The 18,469-nt window shown below is 37.3% G+C and carries 13 protein-coding genes and 1 pseudogene; 7 read left to right on the top strand and 7 right to left on the bottom strand.

Going from position 1 to position 18,469, the window contains the following annotated elements:
• Positions 1-198: 198 nt before the first annotated feature.
• A complete protein-coding gene (locus tag H4J65_RS00225) occupies positions 199-1,704 on the bottom strand; it encodes a YdiU family protein (RefSeq protein ID WP_182193983.1) in 1,506 nt (501 codons plus the stop codon).
• A 1,020-nt stretch (positions 1,705-2,724) separates the two neighbouring features.
• Here H4J65_RS00225 and H4J65_RS00220 point away from each other — a divergent pair.
• The 4 genes and pseudogenes from H4J65_RS00220 to H4J65_RS00205 form a co-directional block, all read left to right on the top strand.
• Positions 2,725-3,090, top strand: a complete 366-nt coding sequence (locus H4J65_RS00220) for a response regulator (protein WP_182193980.1) — start codon at positions 2,725-2,727, stop codon at positions 3,088-3,090.
• Positions 3,087-3,716 carry a hypothetical protein gene (locus H4J65_RS00215; protein ID WP_182136347.1) on the top strand — a complete coding sequence of 210 codons (630 nt, stop codon included), beginning with the start codon at positions 3,087-3,089 and terminating at the stop codon, positions 3,714-3,716. Before H4J65_RS00220 ends, H4J65_RS00215 begins: the two co-directional genes overlap by 4 nt.
• 5 nt (positions 3,717-3,721) lie before the next feature.
• Positions 3,722-4,672 carry a GGDEF domain-containing protein gene (locus tag H4J65_RS00210; RefSeq protein ID WP_182136346.1) on the top strand — a complete coding sequence of 317 codons (951 nt, stop codon included), beginning with the start codon at positions 3,722-3,724 and terminating at the stop codon, positions 4,670-4,672.
• Between the two features lie 343 nt (positions 4,673-5,015).
• Positions 5,016-5,549 (top strand): annotated as a pseudogene (locus H4J65_RS00205) (DUF3427 domain-containing protein); the annotation flags it as partial.
• Positions 5,550-5,790: 241 nt separating this feature from the next.
• Here the strand turns inward: H4J65_RS00205 and H4J65_RS00200 are convergent.
• The 6 genes from H4J65_RS00200 to H4J65_RS18240 all read right to left on the bottom strand — a co-directional run bounded on the left by H4J65_RS00200 (position 5,791) and on the right by H4J65_RS18240 (position 13,704).
• Positions 5,791-7,086 (bottom strand): McrC family protein, encoded by a 1,296-nt coding sequence (locus H4J65_RS00200; protein ID WP_182193977.1) that lies wholly within the window; start codon positions 7,084-7,086, stop codon positions 5,791-5,793.
• Complete coding sequence (locus H4J65_RS00195; protein ID WP_259367451.1) at positions 7,070-9,325, bottom strand: AAA family ATPase; 2,256 nt, start codon at positions 9,323-9,325, stop codon at positions 7,070-7,072. The genes H4J65_RS00200 and H4J65_RS00195 overlap by 17 nt, the downstream gene beginning before the upstream one ends.
• A 37-nt stretch (positions 9,326-9,362) precedes the next feature.
• A complete protein-coding gene (locus tag H4J65_RS00190; RefSeq protein ID WP_182193974.1) occupies positions 9,363-9,503 on the bottom strand; it encodes a hypothetical protein in 141 nt (46 codons plus the stop codon).
• A 520-nt stretch (positions 9,504-10,023) separates the two neighbouring features.
• Positions 10,024-11,028, bottom strand: a complete 1,005-nt coding sequence (locus H4J65_RS00185) for a nuclease-related domain-containing protein (RefSeq protein ID WP_182193969.1) — start codon at positions 11,026-11,028, stop codon at positions 10,024-10,026.
• 94 nt (positions 11,029-11,122) lie between these two features.
• The gene (locus H4J65_RS00180; protein WP_182193966.1) at positions 11,123-12,940 is read right to left on the bottom strand and encodes a methyltransferase domain-containing protein; all 1,818 of its coding nucleotides are present in this window, start codon (positions 12,938-12,940) and stop codon (positions 11,123-11,125) included.
• A 557-nt stretch (positions 12,941-13,497) separates the two neighbouring features.
• Positions 13,498-13,704, bottom strand: a complete 207-nt coding sequence (locus H4J65_RS18240; RefSeq protein ID WP_182193961.1) for an Arm DNA-binding domain-containing protein — start codon at positions 13,702-13,704, stop codon at positions 13,498-13,500.
• Between the two features lie 145 nt (positions 13,705-13,849).
• On the opposite strand from H4J65_RS18240, the gene sbcB reads away from it, so the two are divergent.
• The 3 genes from sbcB (at position 13,850) to H4J65_RS00160 (ending at position 17,503) form a co-directional block, all read left to right on the top strand.
• Positions 13,850-15,307 (top strand): exodeoxyribonuclease I, encoded by a 1,458-nt coding sequence (gene sbcB / locus H4J65_RS00170; protein ID WP_182193958.1) that lies wholly within the window; start codon positions 13,850-13,852, stop codon positions 15,305-15,307.
• A 432-nt stretch (positions 15,308-15,739) separates the two neighbouring features.
• Entirely contained in the window at positions 15,740-16,603 is an 864-nt protein-coding gene (locus H4J65_RS00165; RefSeq protein ID WP_182193955.1) for an NAD(P)-dependent oxidoreductase, read from the top strand.
• A gap of 417 nt (positions 16,604-17,020) precedes the next feature.
• A complete protein-coding gene (locus H4J65_RS00160; RefSeq protein ID WP_182193950.1) occupies positions 17,021-17,503 on the top strand; it encodes a glutathione peroxidase in 483 nt (160 codons plus the stop codon).
• Positions 17,504-18,469 lie beyond the last annotated feature (966 nt).

Here is an 18,469-nt window from a genome sequence, read left to right as displayed (position 1 = left end):
TTTGTGATTTTTTTATTAAAAAAATCACAAAAATAATCACAAAAAAAAGCCCAACGCCACATGTCACCCGAAGGCCCCTTGTAGGTTGGACTTCAGTCCAACAGGTTAAATGAAATTTAACCTCGTCAACAGCACATTAACCATGGCTGTCGACGTTATTACTCTTGGTTATTCATTATACAAATCTTATAGCGCAGATCAGGTGCCGCAATAGGTATGATAAGAGTTATCGCCTTCAACAGGTGCATCTTGATAGTGTTTAGTATCAGTAATTTCTGTATAAGGTTGTCGCAATACCGCCAAAAAATTATCTAGCGCCGTTAAATCACCAGTTTCTTGGCAAGACGCTAACAGCGCTTCAACATGATGATTTCTTGGAATAACAACAGGATTAGTGCTTACCATTAACCTGTGCGCAGCTGCTTTAAATGGCTCAATTCGAGCATACCAGCGAGGTAACCATTCATTAAGCATATCGGCTAGTGGCTGTTCAATTTCACTTTTGTTCAGTGCCTTCGTTAAAGCAGTGAAGGTTTGGGTGTAATCTAACTTTTGCTTTTGCATAATAGCCAGTAAATCATTAATCAACTGAGCATCACCTTGCTCTGGTTCATCAATGCCAATTTTAGCCGCCATCATAGTCAAGTAACCTTGCTGAATATCTTGATGAAATTGCGTTAATAAAGGCTCTATTTTCGCTACTGCATCATCTTCATCGCTAGCCACTAAGGGTAATAAAGTTTCGGCTAATCGTGTCATATTCCACTGAATAATGCCTATTTGTTTACCAAAAGCATAACGACCATTACGATCAATTGAACTAAAAACAGTGTCTAAATCATAAGCATTCATCATGGCACACGGGCCGTAATCTATGGTTTCTCCTGAAATAGTCGTATTGTCGGTATTCATCACGCCATGAATAAAACCCACCCTTAACCATGAAAGTACTAAAGGTATTTGCTTTGACAACACCGCAGAGAAAAATTTAAGCACTTGTTCGCTACTAATATCATCAGCCGTTGTTTCATCATCAGGGTTTTTAGTTGTTGCCACCTTCTGTTCAACCAACAATGCTGGGAAATGTCGATTAATAGCATAATTTGTCAATTTTTTAAGCGAGTCAGTATCGTTACGCGCCGAAAAATATTGAAAAGTACCCACTCTGATATGGCTTGTCGCGACGCGGGTAACAACAGCGCCATCATAAGGTCGCTCGCGATATACATTTTCACCAGTAGTAACCACAGCTAAACAACGCGTAGTTGGCACACCAAGCGCAAACATAGCTTCACTCATCATATATTCGCGCAGCGCTGGGCCAAGCGCACAACGACCATCACCTTGACGTGAAAAAGAACTAACGCCTGAGCCTTTAAGCTGAATATCCCAGCGTTGCCCCTCGGTATCAGCAATGTCGCCTAATAAATGTGCACGACCATCACCAAGATGCGGATTAAAATTACCAAACTGATGCCCAGAATAAGCTTGTGAAACCGGCTTGCTTCCTTCAATTAACTGATTACCTGAGAAGTATTGTGCGATAAGTTCAGCATCATCTTTTTGACTAAAAGGGATAGTTAAGGTTTTTGCTAAGGTTTCATTCCACAATAATAATGAGGGCGCAGCCACAGGTGCTGGAAATGTTTGCTCTGAAAAGCTAGTGCCAAGTGCTTGGTAGTTATTAGACAGGTTTATAGTCATTTATCTCTCTGGGTAAAATTTTTATTCAATGGGTTGATAACAATTAACGATGCTAATTCACTATCAAACTTACTGTAAATTAACTGTAAATTCACTATGCCATCCATACTAATTATAAGCAATAATGGCGCGCTGATTGGAGCGCTTTGTTTGCACCGATGGATGAGATCATCGTTCAACATTTGCCGCAATGTTGGTATCTTCTCACATGCTTGTGGCAAAAAAACATCAGGATGTCTTAATGTGCGGGAGTCGCTTTATTATGATACCTATAACGATACTGAACAATTAATCTACATAGACTGAAATACCAATACTGAGTCTATCTCGGCCAGCTATTATATTGAAACGTTTAAGATGTTTTTTATTTAATAAAAACTTTAATTTTTAATCAATTTTTTTAGTCACTTAGTGCCATTTTCACTACCTTATGATTTTTTATAACTGGCTACACGTTTATTTATAACGATAGAAAAAACGATGACCCCAATTTTACACAACAACAGATAAAACTGGGTTGAACGCTTGATTCATATAAACAAAAAAAGAGCGAAAAGTTACACAGTATAATATGATGAACCAGCCCAGTATTTTGTGGCACTATGATGAAACATAGCGGCTATAACAGCCTTTGAAGAACCACAATCTATTCTGTACACCTCCATGTACACGCTTTTATTTAGTGCGGATTAAACAAAAGATGAATGAACTAATTTGAGCTGAATCGTGCTGTTTTTAATAGGGTGTGGGTGCTATTGCTTGTTTTTTTAGTTCGGTTTAGACCGGTGATTTGCAAAAATGGCCTCCTCGGCGGGGTTCAAAGCCAATAAAGTCACCTATTTTCCACATTGGGTGGTATTATAGCGGGTAGTCCTACATTTATGCCTTCAAAACTAATGAGTAATTGATTTTTCATCTGTATATTAATTTTATTGATATCTAACTTAAGGCACCTTGAGTTAAATCTAGGGATTATTATAACTCTCTGCGCTTTTGCTTTACTAATTCAACAGGATAAAAATGACAATTTCTATATTAATTTGTGATGATTCGAATGTGGCACGAAAACAACTCCAGAGAATACTTCCTGAAGGTTGGGCCGCAAACTCACAAATCGTAAAAAACGGCCAAGAAGCACTTGATGTGCTTCGTACTGAGAAAATAGATCTTTTATTTCTAGATTTAACCATGCCAGTATTAGATGGTTTTAGCGTATTAAAAATAATGCAAGCTGAAGCTATGGTTATTAATACCATTGTTATTTCTGCGGATATTCAAGACGAAGCGAAAAAAATAGTTGAGGCCGCCGGAGCATTAGATTTTATTAGAAAACCTATCTCTGCAAACACATTAATAGAAATTTTGAAAAAGCATAAATTACTATGAAAAATAGTTTCAATTTTACTGAAGATCAACGAGACTATTTACAAGAAATTTGTAACATAGGTATGGGGCAGGCAGGCAAATCGCTTTCTGTTCTATTTGAGCAATATGTTACTTTATCTGTGCCTTCGATTGAAATTTTTTCAGCGAAAAACTTAATTACGACATTAAAACGATTGATACCCGCGGAACAAATATCAGCGGTGCGTCAGGGTTTTTATACTCATGTAGTAGATCCTAATATTTGTGGTGAGTCCATTACCATATTCAGCAACACCGACTTCGAACAGCTGGCACAATTAATTGATTTAGATGAGGAAGTAACATTTGAAGTTGAGCAGGAAATATTGCTTGAAATTTCAAATATTATCAATGGTGCTTGTTTGTCAGGTATTGCGGAACAAATATCAGAACGTTTTTTTAGTACGCCGCCATCCATGATGGGGCAATCCATCATAATAGAGAATTTACTCAATCAAGATCACTTGATATGGGATCATGCGCTTTCTATAAAAATACAATACAGTGTTGAGCAGCATTCATTTCAGTGCGACTTATTGCTTTTGATGCCAGATTCTTCGGTTGAATACTTACAAAATGTTTTAAACCGGCTTATTGATGAGTTGTAAATATTATGACTAATAAATTTTCTTACACTAATAATGTTATTGACTGCGTTGATACTGGCGTTTTTGTTGTAGATAAGCATTGCACTGTACATCTGTGGAATGACTATATGGCTATTCGTTGTCAGTTCACCTCTGATGATATTGTTGATTTAAATCTCTTTGATTGTTTTCCTAACTTACCTCAAAAATGGTTTGAAAGAAAAATTAAAAGTGTGCTCATTTTGAAGAGCCCGTCTTATTCTGGCTGGGAACAAAGAGCTTACTTATTTAAGTTTCCACATGGCCGCTCTGTCACCGGTGGTGTTGATTTTATGTATCAAAATTGCTGTTTTACGCCCATATTTGGCCAAGATAATAATGTTGAATATGTTTGCGTTACCATTAAAGATGTGACCGATATCGCAATAGCAACCATGAAACTCAAAGATACCGTTATGGAATTAAAGCGTATCAACAGTATTGATGGTTTAACACAATTGTATAACCGATCTCATTGGGAAAAATGTTTCCGAAATGAAGTCAGTCGAGTTAACAGATATGAACACCAAGTTTCTCTTATTATGTTTGATATGGACTTTTTTAAAAAAATCAACGATCAGTACGGCCATTTATGTGGTGATGAAGTACTGAGGCAAGTGGCGCTACGCTGTACTGAATCATTACGTTTAAGTGATGTTATAGGGCGTTATGGCGGTGAAGAATTCTGTGTGTTTTTACCTGGGACCGATTTAACTGGTGCAGCCTATATAGCAGAAAAGCTGAGGCATATTATTTCCGACACACCTGTTTATTATAACTCAATAGCCGTTTCTATATCGGCCAGTATTGGTTTTACCTGCTCTCGTTCATCAAACAATAATTACGAAACACTTATTCATGAAGCAGACACCGCTTTATATGCTGCAAAAAACAGTGGGCGTTCTCAATGTATTAGCTTTTTTGATTGCAATGTTTAAGTTAGCAACAAAAACTAACGGCTAACCTTATTATTCGTCTAACAGATTAAACAGTTAGCAGTTCCTCTTAATATATAAGTATATAAGGTAACGCACTAAAGCATAGCTCGCTAACCTTTACTCTAACTCGTCATACAGCTCCCTATATTCAAAGGTTTTTCCTGTATTTATGGCGGGCAGTAAGAGGTAACTATTAAAAAACAGCTTAAAATTTTCTTTGCTGCTGTTTTTTTATATTTTCTTGATTGCTGACTGCTTTATCAAAAATATAAATCCTCATTTATCTCTTTCTTAATTTACTATACCCTACAGCAAGTAAGCACCTAAATTAAAAAGGATTTTCATGAATACCACCGGTATCTACGAGCAGTTAATTACGCAATTAGTTGAACAAAACTTAGATAGAGAAACTTTCCATGTTGGCGAACGCTTATTAGAGGCTGGCGAAGCAGCTACTTGGTTATCTCGTTTTTTAACCCGTCTTATCGAAATTGCCATGGACTCAGTGCCCAATGGCGAGTCTAGAATTCATGATCAAATAAATCTCGCAAACACTATTGTTCAGTGGCTTAGCACGCACATTAAAGATGAAGCCTTAATCACTGATAACTTACTTGATAGCCAAGGCAAAATTCTTACCGCGTTATTTGATAAATCAAACCCCATTGCTGCTGACCTACCCAAATACGTAGACGCGATTATGCCGATAACTGGACTCACGCAGAGTGAGTTGTTTTGCGGCAGTAATGTCGGTGTTTCACTAGAGACTGAAATTAAAAGAGAGATCCAATCGTCAGATAAAATTTATTGGCTCGTTTCCTTTATCAAATGGACTGGCATTCGAATATTTAAAAATGAATTAGAGTCTTTCGCCCGGTTTCCTGCTTTACTGCGCTAGTCGTTGGGATAGACTTTAAACTATCTTCAAAATCTTTTTGTTCTGTTGAAATTTTATCTTATTCATCAATAAAAAAATTGGGTTGATATGTTGATTCACCATTCATGGTTTCTACTTTCCTTTTTATACAACTAATTATAATAATTTTGGTAGGTAATCTTTATGTAGTTATTAAACACTACTTATTTAATAAGCCTGAATAAACATCCAAGCTATCTCATTAGCTTGGATACGCATCAAGCCGAATTTCACACTCATCACTAACCAAGTCATAAGGCACTACGTTTAGTCGTAAACCAGGCTTATAATCAAAGTAATCTAATGGCGTATCAAATTTTTCATTCTTTGGATAAATTAAATACAACTCGCCTTCCCCGTTCATGTACTTTTCACCATAAGCGAATAGCTGATACATGTCTGATTGTGACAAGTTATAGTTAGTATTATCTGGCTCTTGATTAAGAACTTTCCACTTGGTATCCATCACACTGACAATGGTTTTATCATTATATACAACGATATCAGGGCGTAATTTAAAACAATCATTCCCTTTATGTGTAGTCAGTGCTTCAGTATGAACCTGCTCTGATAAGAACAGTGGCTTATCCATCTTTCGTTTCAGCTTTGCAGCTACATATCGCTCAAACAATACTTCCATAGGAAATAAGAAAGAAACGCCATTGCTTGCACCACTCATAGTTATGGGCGACTGTTGGCTGAGAATAAGTTCACACCAAGGTTTTATATCTCGATAATGAGCTAAAGTACGATCCTTAGACCACTTTCTAAAATCACTTTTATAGTCTGTTGATTTTTCAATATCATGAAATACAAATAATAACTCTCTAGCTAACCTTTGATTATTTGAACTCTTAGTCCATTTCAATACTTGCGCTAAAGCAGAATGTAATAATCTATTCTCGGCTCGGTTTGCAATGAATATATCATGAGATACCTGAAAATAATGCTGACGACCAGGGCGCTGTCTTATCTGTTTAGCTGTAAGGAGTTGCCCTTTTAAAAATGAAGACTCCCTTTCAATACGTTGATATTGGCTACGAAGCCCCCTCTTAATCAATCTTGAGGTTGCTTGTAAAAACTGAGTAATGAGTATTTCAAACAACGGTTGTTTAACTACCTTTAAGCTCGACTGATGAAACTGCTCAAGTTTTAACTTCTCCACGACCGACAGCATTTTTAATAATGTTTTCCTGGCTAGTTCAGGGTCCTCATCATTAGTTGCCACTTTAGGAAGTATTTCAATACGAGTACCACAAGGCGTATCAAGTACGCCTACAAAGTTAACTACCTGCAAAGCAATACTTTTTCCTTGTCGTTTAATTCTTACAAGTTCTCGTCCTTTTTCGTTTATGCTTTGTCCATTGATCAATAACCACTCAAAAGCGCTAGCCGATATCGAACTACATCCGATATCACGACTATTTCCACCTTTAACTAATAGCCCATACTCTCGTATGGTTATTTCCTTAGCTAAACCTTTAATGAGCTGACTCATATATACCAATATACGCATGAGGACTATTTAAGGCTGTATCATTACGGACATAAGGCTGAATACCTGACAATTCCCAATCACTGCCCATTAACTTGCTAATTTGTGCAGACTCAAATTTTTCTATAATGAAACGTAAATCATTATTAGGCTTTAGGTGATCACCTAATACTTGTCCAACACGCTCCCAATCTTCAAAGAAGTATTCTTCCAACAATGGCAATATTTGCAATTCAAAAATCCCCGCTAGTTTTGCTATGGTTGGCTCATCTTTTAAAGGTAAAAAGAAACTATGGCCGATAGTGTGTTCTCTATCATAAAGTAGCTCTATGCGTTGGTTTATGGTTTCAACGAGAGTTTTAACATTGATACCTTCAATCGTTGGTATTTCATTTAACACATCATAGTCAGTCATCATCTCAATGAAGTCAAAACGACGCCTTAGCGCAATATCCACTTGAGCTAATGACTTATCTGCAGTATTCATTGTTCCAATCAGATAAAGATTTGAAGGCACCGAAAAAGGGATTTTAGAATAAGGTAGTTTTACTGTTATCGTTTCATCACCGCCAGCACGTTTACTCGGCTCAATAAGTGTAATTAATTCACCAAATATATTAGCAATATTACCACGGTTAATTTCATCGATAATCAGCACTCTTTTATCCGAAGTACCACTAATAGTTGTCGAAATACCATAACTAACGATACTATCAACTAAAGATGCGAGAACATTCGGGTATCCATTAATGAGGTACTTTTCTAGCGTTGAATCTACTTTATTAAATACGTTTTTATTACGTATATCATCAATGGTTATCTTATTAGATTTAAAGAGGTTAACTAATTCATTAATAATTGACATTGCAATTGGAAGTCGAGATCCATTGGGTTTTTCAAACTCTATCAATTCATGAGTTATCGACATTATTTTATAATTTGAAATAGACGATCCCGCAGAAACTTGCTGGGTAGATGAATGACTTGTTAAAATGTTTTGGAGCTTATCTAAATCAATCGTTGGGGGCTTCAAACTATATATCGTTTGCTGTGATAAATTTTTATTGAAAAGCTCATTTATAGGTAATGAAGGGGAAAACTGTTTCAACCATTTTACATTTCTTAGTTGACAGTAATGTCCTGTTTCATTCGCTTTAAGGAAGTACTCCCCAGTAATTTCTGCTATCGCTCTAAACTTATGATTACCATCTGATACAACAACTAAATCACCAATAGAGACATACTCTTTAAAATACATAATCGACGTAACGTTATAATCAGTTGTTTCATTGGCTATTTCTACGCCTGCATCTCGGTATGAATTTGCAACTTCTTTTCTCGTATGAGCACCGGAGAAATCAATCATTTCGCCATAACCAAGAGCGATATAACCATTTTCAATGCATTCGTCAAAAATATAAGCTCCCTCTCCTAATGTATTGCCTAATGACATTTTCCAAATCTTTCGGTTCGTTACATCCACAGTAGAATCAACCGATTCTACTGTTACACGTGAGGCTGCGGCATCACACATTTGCTTAAATATGCCATCTTCAACATCGTAACTAACTTGATTATTTTCGTTTGTTGAAGCTTTAATACCTTCAACAAAGTCTTCATAGCTAAAGCTTTGATGGAAAGTGACAAAGCCAATACGGTTTGCTTTAACCAAGCTATCAAATCGTCCTTTTAATGTTGAACGCTCATCTTTATGTGAAGATAAAAACTCTGGGTCGATAACCTCAAGGGCTTTATTAATTGTTGAGTAAGTTTTACCTGTTCCTGGAGGGCCGTATAGTATTTGATTTAATGGTGACATAAACTTATCTTTTAACTCTTTGATATTGAACTTTGCAGTTTGAATAACATTATTAGTTTGAAAATCATGCTTTTTTAAAGCATTCACTAATTGATGAATAGCCTCTACCGACTTAAAGTCAATACCATAGCCATACTGAGATTGATTATTTAGTTTTGGATACCGGCGAAAACTGGTGCTTTTTGTAGGACTCCAATTTACTATTAGATCAGGAATAACATCAATCTCTGCTTTAATATTCATACACTCCGGGTGAACTACTAACGGAAATGTCTTTACAACACTGTCTTTTTTTCGCTTCACATAAATGAATATATTGTCTTTTAACTTATGTTCATAGGCATAACTAGGATGGTTGTTTTTAGTACTTTCTTCTTTAAATATACCTTGTAAAACTTCATGTATTTGTTCTGAATTTAACATTAATATGCCTCTTGAAAATTCTCTTCTCTTACTTGCTCTAGTACTTTAAAACTACTAGTTCTACTTCATTCTTTGGTAATGCGCCAAACGCGGGGGATGTATAGCCTTTTAAAAAGTACTTTAAAGCTTCTTTAGTTTCAGCTTCAATAAGTGCATTTATAATATTATCAATATCCATTTGTATCCCTTTTTTATTATTATGCTTTAAGCTTTTAAACTAACTCTTCTATCTTTTTCTTAAATAATTTTTCAACGCCAGCATGAAAGCTTCATCTTCAGGGAAACAGCGCATATAGCCTTTTTCACTAAGTGAAAGCCTCTATCTAATGCTAAACCTGTTGCATGGCCTTGTTCTGAATTTATACCTTTCAAGTACTTTTCAGGCAATTCAACAAAGTAAGATACTACCCATGAGCCTCATGACAGGAAACTAACGCCTCCATAACGCTGAGTAAAATCATATGCCAATAACTTATGACCTTCGCAAATACTACTTAACCAACTTCTTTCTACAACTTCACCAGTTAACGAAAAGCCATGTTTGTACATAAATAAACTAGGACACCCATAGCTAAATCATCTATGTAAAAACATCTAAAAAATAACGATGGGTGTCCTAGTTATTTTCTTTGGAACAGTTCACCTAGCTCCTGCAATAAAACCTGTTACCGGGTATTTACCTCAGTTCAACTTGCTGTCTATTTTTCACAAAGTAATTCTTTCTTATAAATTAATTGGCTGTTCGTTTCACAATCTTGACAGGTAAGTGTATAAATTTCTTTTTTCTTATTTACTTTAGTTTTTTTACTACTGCAACTAAGACAAGGTGCTTTCATGGGTGTGTTTATAGAACAATTGATACATTTAACATAGTAACCAAACTTGCCCCAACTTGGTTCTAAGGTATTTTGTGTATTACATTCTTTGCATTTTAATTGCAGTACCGCATGCTCTTTGCTATCTGTACTTTTAATCACATGGGTATCAAGTTTTATTTGTGGTGATTCGATTTTTTCTAATAACTTTTCTTTTGTTGCTTTTTCAGAAGTACTTTTTTGTAAAAGGAAATCACAAATTTTTATTATTTCGTCATCATTAAACCAAGGTCGGTTCGCTGCTTTAAAGAAGGTAAAGGAATTAGGTTTTGATGACGATAAATCCATCAACTTTGTCACTGTGTCTACTATAAACTCAGATTTAATAAGTTTTTTCGCTATGAGGCTTGGTGCGTCATCTCGGTTAATTATTGAATTGCTTGATATAGCACAAAGATGCTCCCATTGTCGGCCACCAAATCCCTTTTGCAGCCTTTCAATACCGAGTAATTTATTTAACAACTCTGAATCATAATCTTTTAATAGTTTTTTTAATAAATCCTTTTGTAATTCGACCTGTTTAATAGGTGAAGGCATACCATTCCATTTTCCGTTATAACTTCTACTCCATTCTTCATATTTATTAACAGTTACTTCGCCTGTGATACTTTTAGATTCTATTAAAATAAAACCAAAAGTATGTACAATAAGATGGTCTATTTGTGCGGTTTCATTATTGTGCGTGAGTTTAATATCGTTAAATACAAAAACCTGATCGTGATCTTTAAAGGCTCGACGTAAATAGAAGGCAACATCGAGTTCTTGTTTCTGCCCAGCTTTAATTTTCGGGCTTGAACTGCTTATTATTACTTTGTCTTTTATGATCATAATATTTCCTTGCGAATGATCTCTTTTAAAAAATAACTCTACTTAATAACCTAATTCAGGAATGTAATATTAGGGTCATTATGAAATTAAACCCTTACCACTCTCTCAATTGCTGCATTTCTTTCAACCGACCACGTTGCATAACCAACGCTTCAAACAAATCATCTATTGACGTATTCTGAGAGGTTAACCCCGGTAAGGCAATATTGGCTTCAGCGAAAAATCGCTGATGTTCATATGTTCTATTATTGCCATGTAAGCCTGTTTCGTCATCAAGCCAAGCTGTTTGCCACCAGTGCTGCATACGTTCCTTTGCTTGTTTTAACTTTTGTTCGGTTGGCAATCTATCGCTTTTTTGATTATTAATTTGGCTATCGGTTGGTAGTAAATTCCATAAATCGTTATTCGGCCAACGAGAAAAAGGCATGCTGTGATCAATATCGTATTGTTGTTTCAATGATTTAGCCGACCACACGCATTGTATTTTTTCATTATTGGGCAATGTATCTTGTATGAGTTCAAAACGATTACGTACCTCAATAGTGCTGCGTTTAGGCTCTTCCCAATTCAGCGCTTGGGCTAATTTATATTGATTTTCAGGCGATTTATATTGGGCATTACCGGCATAACTTGCCATGGTTTTTACCCATTCACTGACTAATACAGGTTCAATCCAACAGGCGTAGCGATTAAACGCTAACCAAGTCGATTCAGGCAGTGAAAATTCGCCCCACTGTTCAAGGGTTTGTAAATCAAGAAATATACTGTCTTTGGCTTTTACGGTTTTGCTGGCCACTTCAAATACGGTGTTATCACTATTGGTCTCTCTATTAGATTCTCTATTAGGGAAGGTGATATAACGACATGGCATCGTTTTAATATTACTGACTGCCGCAGAGAGTGTCTTATGCAGCGCGATAGCATCGTCACCGGTAAATAGATTGCCAATACGATAATCTGACGCGCTGCGATGGGTTAATTTCTGCCAGCCATTCTCTTTCATAAAACCCATGTTGGGGTTTTTATTCGGTGTTTGAAATATATTGTGGCTATCAATTAAGTCTTTGTACTGATGACACCAATACAGCGCGACTAGGCCTACGGGTAAAATAACGCGATCGCCAAATGGTGAGGGCTCTCGCCTTAGCACCGCGCCTGCATGACCATCAGCAATACGCAGTAATACTCTAAGTAAGGCGAGTTTATGGGTGGCAGATTTACCATCGTTTAGTGCTACATGGCGAATAAAAGGAAAAGCGCCCGTGCCATCGTCTGGCATTTGCAATACTAGGGTTTGCCATGAAACGTGATCACGGCCGAGTTTGTCTGATTCTTTTTGGGTTTCTAGTTTAGTAAATAGCCCAACATCGCTCGCGAGTTGTTTAAGTTCGTCAGCGCACACGTTATGCATTTTACGTTCATTGCGATCCTCAATGGTTTGCCCGTGCCTGAGAGAAATAACCAGTTTGCCACCAGGTTTAAGTAAATTAGCTAATTTACGTATTGAGCGAGCACGATCACTTACCGGGATATGCATCCAAACCGCGCTTAACAGGATTAAATCAAAGCTGACTTCTTGCTTGGTGATAACGCTTAATGCGGGTAATGAATCTGTCAGCCACTTTACGTTTAGCCCTGTGGTTTGCCGTGCACCAAGTTCAGCCAATAGGTTGGCAGGTTCAACAGCCACTATTTGAACCTTGTTTTCGGTGCCGTGAGTGTGTGCGGCAAGTTGCGCTATATGTTTAGCATCGCGACCAGAGCCTGCGCCAATATCAAGAATACGCGCATGAGCATTTTTTATAACGGATGGCAAAAGTTGCGACCAGCTTTGATGTACCTCATCAAATGATTTTGACAGGTATTGCTGGGCTAGCTTATTGGCATTTTCATTATAAAATTGAGGAGGCAAGCGCGGGTTCCTTTCGCGTAGGTATTTTTATTCTTCCATTGTGACACAAAGCTTACCCACATTGTTGTTTTCTATCAATGCATTACAAATTAATACAATTATATATCTTCATGTAAATTAGAGAGTAAATTCAAAAAATAATCTAGTTCAGATTCATTGGGTGAGTGTTAGTTATTACCATAAATGGCCATAATTATTGCAATCATATCCATTAGCGCGGTACCGGCCTTTCGGTAGTTGTTTGGATCTTTGGCTAAAATACTCTGTGCTACCCAATGCCGCATCCATCAAAAGTAATATTGAAGTGCTTTTTAACCAAGTTTTCACTTAAGGTATTAGCCTTCTTGGGCGTATTTTTAACCCATTTATATGAAGTACTTCTGTAATTATCATAGGTAGATATTTTATATTTTGTGTCAACAATGCTTTCAAACCAATGCTGAACTAATGTTATCAACGTAAATTACGCTTTATCCTTATTTTTATTTTTATTTTTTATGTTGCCATACAAGCTTAGGGTTTTTCCCATCAAATAATAATCCCTTTAATTCTGACACTCATTTTCTGGCATCACGCAAAGACACATTAGGATAATGCCCTAATGTCAAACGGTCAGCTTTATTGTTATAACTAAATCTGAATTGCCAAGCAATTTTGCCTTTTGCAGAAACTCTTATACTGATAGAGTCTCGATCAGTAACCTCGAAAGGTTTATCATGTATCTTATTATGATATTTCTTTAATATAGGATGTGATAGCTTCATCCACTATCTACACAAGGGTTAGTTTTCTGTAGGTAACAGTGCAGACAAAAGCAATGAATAAGCATAAATAACTTAGCTCGCAATAAAACAAAAAAAATACAACAAGTTAATTTCAGGCCAATAAAAACGGGACAAAAACATACCAATGCCAACTAATCAAAACACACATACACAGCCCACTATTCTTTGGCACGATTATGAGACTTGGGGGATATCACCAAAGTTTGACAAACCCTCTCAGTTTGCCGGTATTCGCACAGATCTCGATTTAAATATTATTGGTGAGCCTGAAATGTTTTATTGCTCGCCACCCGCTGATTATCTGCCGCACCCTGAAGCTTGTTTAGTTACGGGTATTACCCCGCAAAAGGCTTTGCGAGAAGGCTTAAGTGAGGCTGAATTTGCTGAGCGTATTCACGGACTATTTTCCCAAGCTAACACTTGTGTCGCGGGCTACAACAGTATTCGCTTTGATGACGAGGTAACTCGCTACTTATTCTATCGCAACTTTTACGACCCTTACGCGCGTGAGTGGCAAAATGGTAATAGCCGCTGGGACATTATAGATATGGTACGCGCTTGCTATGCCTTACGCCCTGAAGGTATTGAATGGCCAACCGTTGAACGCGACGGCGAACAAGTGGTTAGCTTTCGTTTAGAGTTGCTAACAAAAGCTAATGGTATTGACCATGAAGCGGCGCATGATGCGATGAGTGACGTATATGCCACTATCGCTATAGCAAAGCTGATTAAAGAAAAGCAGCCAAAGTTATATGACTTTATTTTTAATTTGAAGAACAAAAAGCAAGTGGCTGAGCTCATTGATGTTTACCACATGACCCCTATTGTTCATACCTCAAGTAAAGTCTCTTCTTTACATGGTTGCACTAGTTGGTTTGCGCCAATTTGTTATCACCCTATTAATAAAAATGCCGTAATAGCGGTAGATTTAGCGCTTGACCCATCGCCGTTATTTGCACTGTCTAGTGCAGAAATAAAAGCACGTTTATATACCCGTTATGATGAATTAGCAGAAGATGAATTGCCGATCCCGGTTAAGTTAATTCACTTAAATAAGTGCCCTATTGTCGCGCCAGCAAAAACCTTGTTACCTGAAAATGCCGAACGCTTAAATATTCCTCGCGAGCTTTGTTTAGAGAATTTAAAAAGTCTTAAGCAACATACCGAACTTAGAGATAAATTAACCGATGTTTTTGCCACTAATGACTTTGGTGATGAACCGGTAGAAGCTGAATTTGCCTTATATGGCGGAAAGTTTTTCTCGCATGGCGACAAAGCGCAAATGGATATATTACACCAACTAGCGCCAGAGCAGTTGGGTACGCACCCTTTTAAGTTTCAAGATGAGCGATTAAACACACTATTGTTTAGTTATCGGGCGCGTAACTTCCCTTATACCTTAGACGACGGCGAGCAACAAAAGTGGCAGGCACATTGTCAAAATCGCCTTCAGTATGGCACTAAAGGTTTGTTGAGCGCTGATGAGTATATGATGAAGTTGGAAAACTTGGCCTTTGAACATGAAAACAACACCGAAAAAATGCAGTTATTAAAAGCCTTGTTTGAATATATCAGCAAATAATATTGCTTGAATTAATTATACCGGTTTTATTGATTAGTTGGCATAGTTTATCCCCAGTAAAAACAGCCAAATTCAAGGCGTTTAGTTAATAACGCCTTGTGCTGATGGTGAGCTAAATAACGCTCTAGTGTTAGTGTGAATGTTAGTGCTAGTGGCTTATTGAAACCAAGTAACACCATCAGAAAATGACTGAGTTTGGTATGACTTAATGAAAATAATTCAATGGTTATACCCGCGCTACTTTTTATCCTTTACTGGCATTCATGACGTAAACTGTAACTAACTCTTTAAATACAGCAGCTTAATTTCGCTGATAGTTAAGCTGTTTAAACCCAGTAAAAATTTTGCTCCATACAACAGCTATCAGCTAAAGCTAAGCACTCTATCTCTGCTATAAACGTTAACAAATTTAATTTTAATAGGTTGAACAATATGAAAAAAGTTTCTTTTATTGGTTTAGGTGTTATGGGTTTTCCTATGGCGGGCCATTTGCAAAAAGCGGGTTATGACGTAACCGTTTATAATCGCACGACAAAAAAAGCTCAACACTGGGTAGAGCAATACGGCGGAGCCATGGCTAGCACACCAGCAAAAGCGGTGAAAGACAGCGACATTGTTTTTGTTTGTGTCGGTAATGATGATGACCTACGCCAAGTGGTTTTAGGGCCAGATGGCGTATTTTCAGGCATGAAAACTCAGGCTATTCTTGTCGACCATACTACAGCGTCGGCCACGGTTGCTCGCGAACTCGCTGAACAAGCTACTAAGCTTAATCTAGGGTTTTTAGACGCGCCCGTATCAGGTGGCGAGGCTGGCGCTATTAATGGCCAATTATCAATTATGGTCGGCGGCGAGCAAAACACATACGCCGTAGCTGAAAGTGCTATGCAATGCTATGCCAAATTTAGTAAATTACTTGGGCCTGTCGGTAGCGGCCAATTGGCAAAAATGATGAACCAAATTTGTATCGCGGGTGTTATACAAGGTTTAGCTGAAGCTTTGCATTTTGGTCAAAACGCAGGGCTAGATTGCGAGCAGGTTGTTGAAGTGATCAGTCAAGGCGCTGCTGGGTCTTGGCAAATGGATAACCGCCATAAAAGCATGTTAAAAGGCGAATATGATTTTGGTTTTGCGGTTGACTGGATGAGAAAAGATCTCGACATTGCCCTGTCTGAGGCAAAAAATAATGGCTCTACCCTGCCATTAACCGCGCTAGTAGATCAATTTTATGCCGACGTACAAAAAAATGGTGGTAAACGCTGGGACACCTCAAGCTTATTGACCCGACTGCAATAACTGATCAAGCGATACTTTAACGCTAGGCGAAATTTCATCTGTTGTTTTACGCGTGATTTTCGTCTTTTTTAGCTGTTTTATAAGCGTTAACTTTTATAAGCTATTGAGTACCCGATCGAACACACGCTACACATCAGCCGCTTGCTAGCTATTATTATCAGCTAAATATACTTGCCTGCTAGATGGAAATGCTGACGCGTGGATCTTGTTAATTTCACGCGTGATTTTCGTCTTTTTTAGCTGTTTTATAAGCTATTGAGTACCCGCTCAAGCAAACGCTAAACATCAGCCGCTTGCTAGCTATTATTATCTATTAAATATACTTGCCTACTAGATTGAAGTGCTGATGCGTGAATCTTGTTAATTTCACGCATATACTTTATTCTGTTTTCACATTGATCAGACCAGTTGAGTCTTATGACAAACACTATTTACACCTTTGGTGCCAACAATTATAAAAATGAAGCCGTTGATTTTACTAAATATCAAGGTAAAACCCTGTTGATCGTTAACACGGCTAGTGCTTGTGGTTTTACGCCACAATATGCAGGTTTAGAAACACTATATCAAGAATACAAAGACAAAGGCTTTGAAGTACTGGCTTTTCCTTGTAACCAATTTGGTAAGCAGGAAAAAGCTGAGAACAGTGAAATTAAAAAGTTTTGTGATCTTAACTTTAAGATCTCATTCGACCTGTTCAGTAAAATAGAGGTTAATGGCGATAGCGCTCACCCGTTATATAAGCACCTAAAAAATGCAGCGCCAGGGCTCTTAGGCAGTAAAAGCATCAAGTGGAATTTCACAAAATTCTTGGTTAATAATCAAGGTAAAGTGATAAAACGTTATAGCCCAACCACTAAGCCCGCCGATATTGCCAGTGATATCGCAGCAATACTTTAATCAGTTGTAGTCACCCAGAAAGACAGAGCCTAAGCCTGATAATCAAGCGTTAGGCAATTCTTTAATTTTTTAATTTTTTAATTTTTTAATTTTTTAATTTTTTGTAGGTCGGACTTTAGTCTGACAACTGTTATGTAGGCAATTAATCTGGTGGGTTAACAAACACTAGCAGCTAGCATTATTTTTCACTCGAAATTTATACCAAACACGGTTAAATTTCATTTAACTTGATGGACTAAAGTCCAACCTACATCGAAAACGCACCGAAACCACATCGAATATGCATCAAGCCTACATCTAGCTTACATTGAAGCTACATAAGTTCTGCGGATGACAATCTAGCGTTGGGATGTTTTTTGTAGGTCGGACTTTAGTCTGACAACCGTCAAACAGGTAATTAACCTGATGGGTTAACAACATTGGTAGCTAGAATTATTTTTTCAGTCTGAATTTATGCCCGAAACTGTTAAATTTTATTTAACCTGATGGACTAAAGTCCACCCTACATTGGGCCTACATTGAGCTTATATTTAAGATACATAGGCTCTGAGGATGACAATCTAGCGTTGGGATGTTTTTTGTAGGTCGGACTTTAGTCTGACAACTGTTAAACAGGCAATTAACCTGATGGGTTAACAAACATCTGCAGCTAGCATTATTTTTTCACTCTGAATTTATACCAGAAACGGTTAAATTTCATTTAACTTGATGGACTAAAGTCCACCCTACATAGAGCGTACATTGGGCTTACGTTGGGCTTAATTTCAAGCTACATAGGCTCTGTGGATGACAATCTCGCGTTGGGCAATTTTTTTGTAGGTCGGACTTTAGTCTGACAACTGTTAAACAGGCAATTAACCTGATGGGTTAACAAACATCTGCAGCTAGCATTATTTTTTCAGTCTGAATTTATACCAAACACGGTTAAATTTCATTTAACTTGATGGACTGAAGTCCACCCTACAT

The organism is Colwellia sp. MB02u-9 (assembly GCF_014077085.1).
Lineage (GTDB): Bacteria > Pseudomonadota > Gammaproteobacteria > Enterobacterales > Alteromonadaceae > Cognaticolwellia.
Note: the sequence above shows the minus strand (reverse complement) of the source record. Positions and strands in the feature narration are given on the sequence as shown.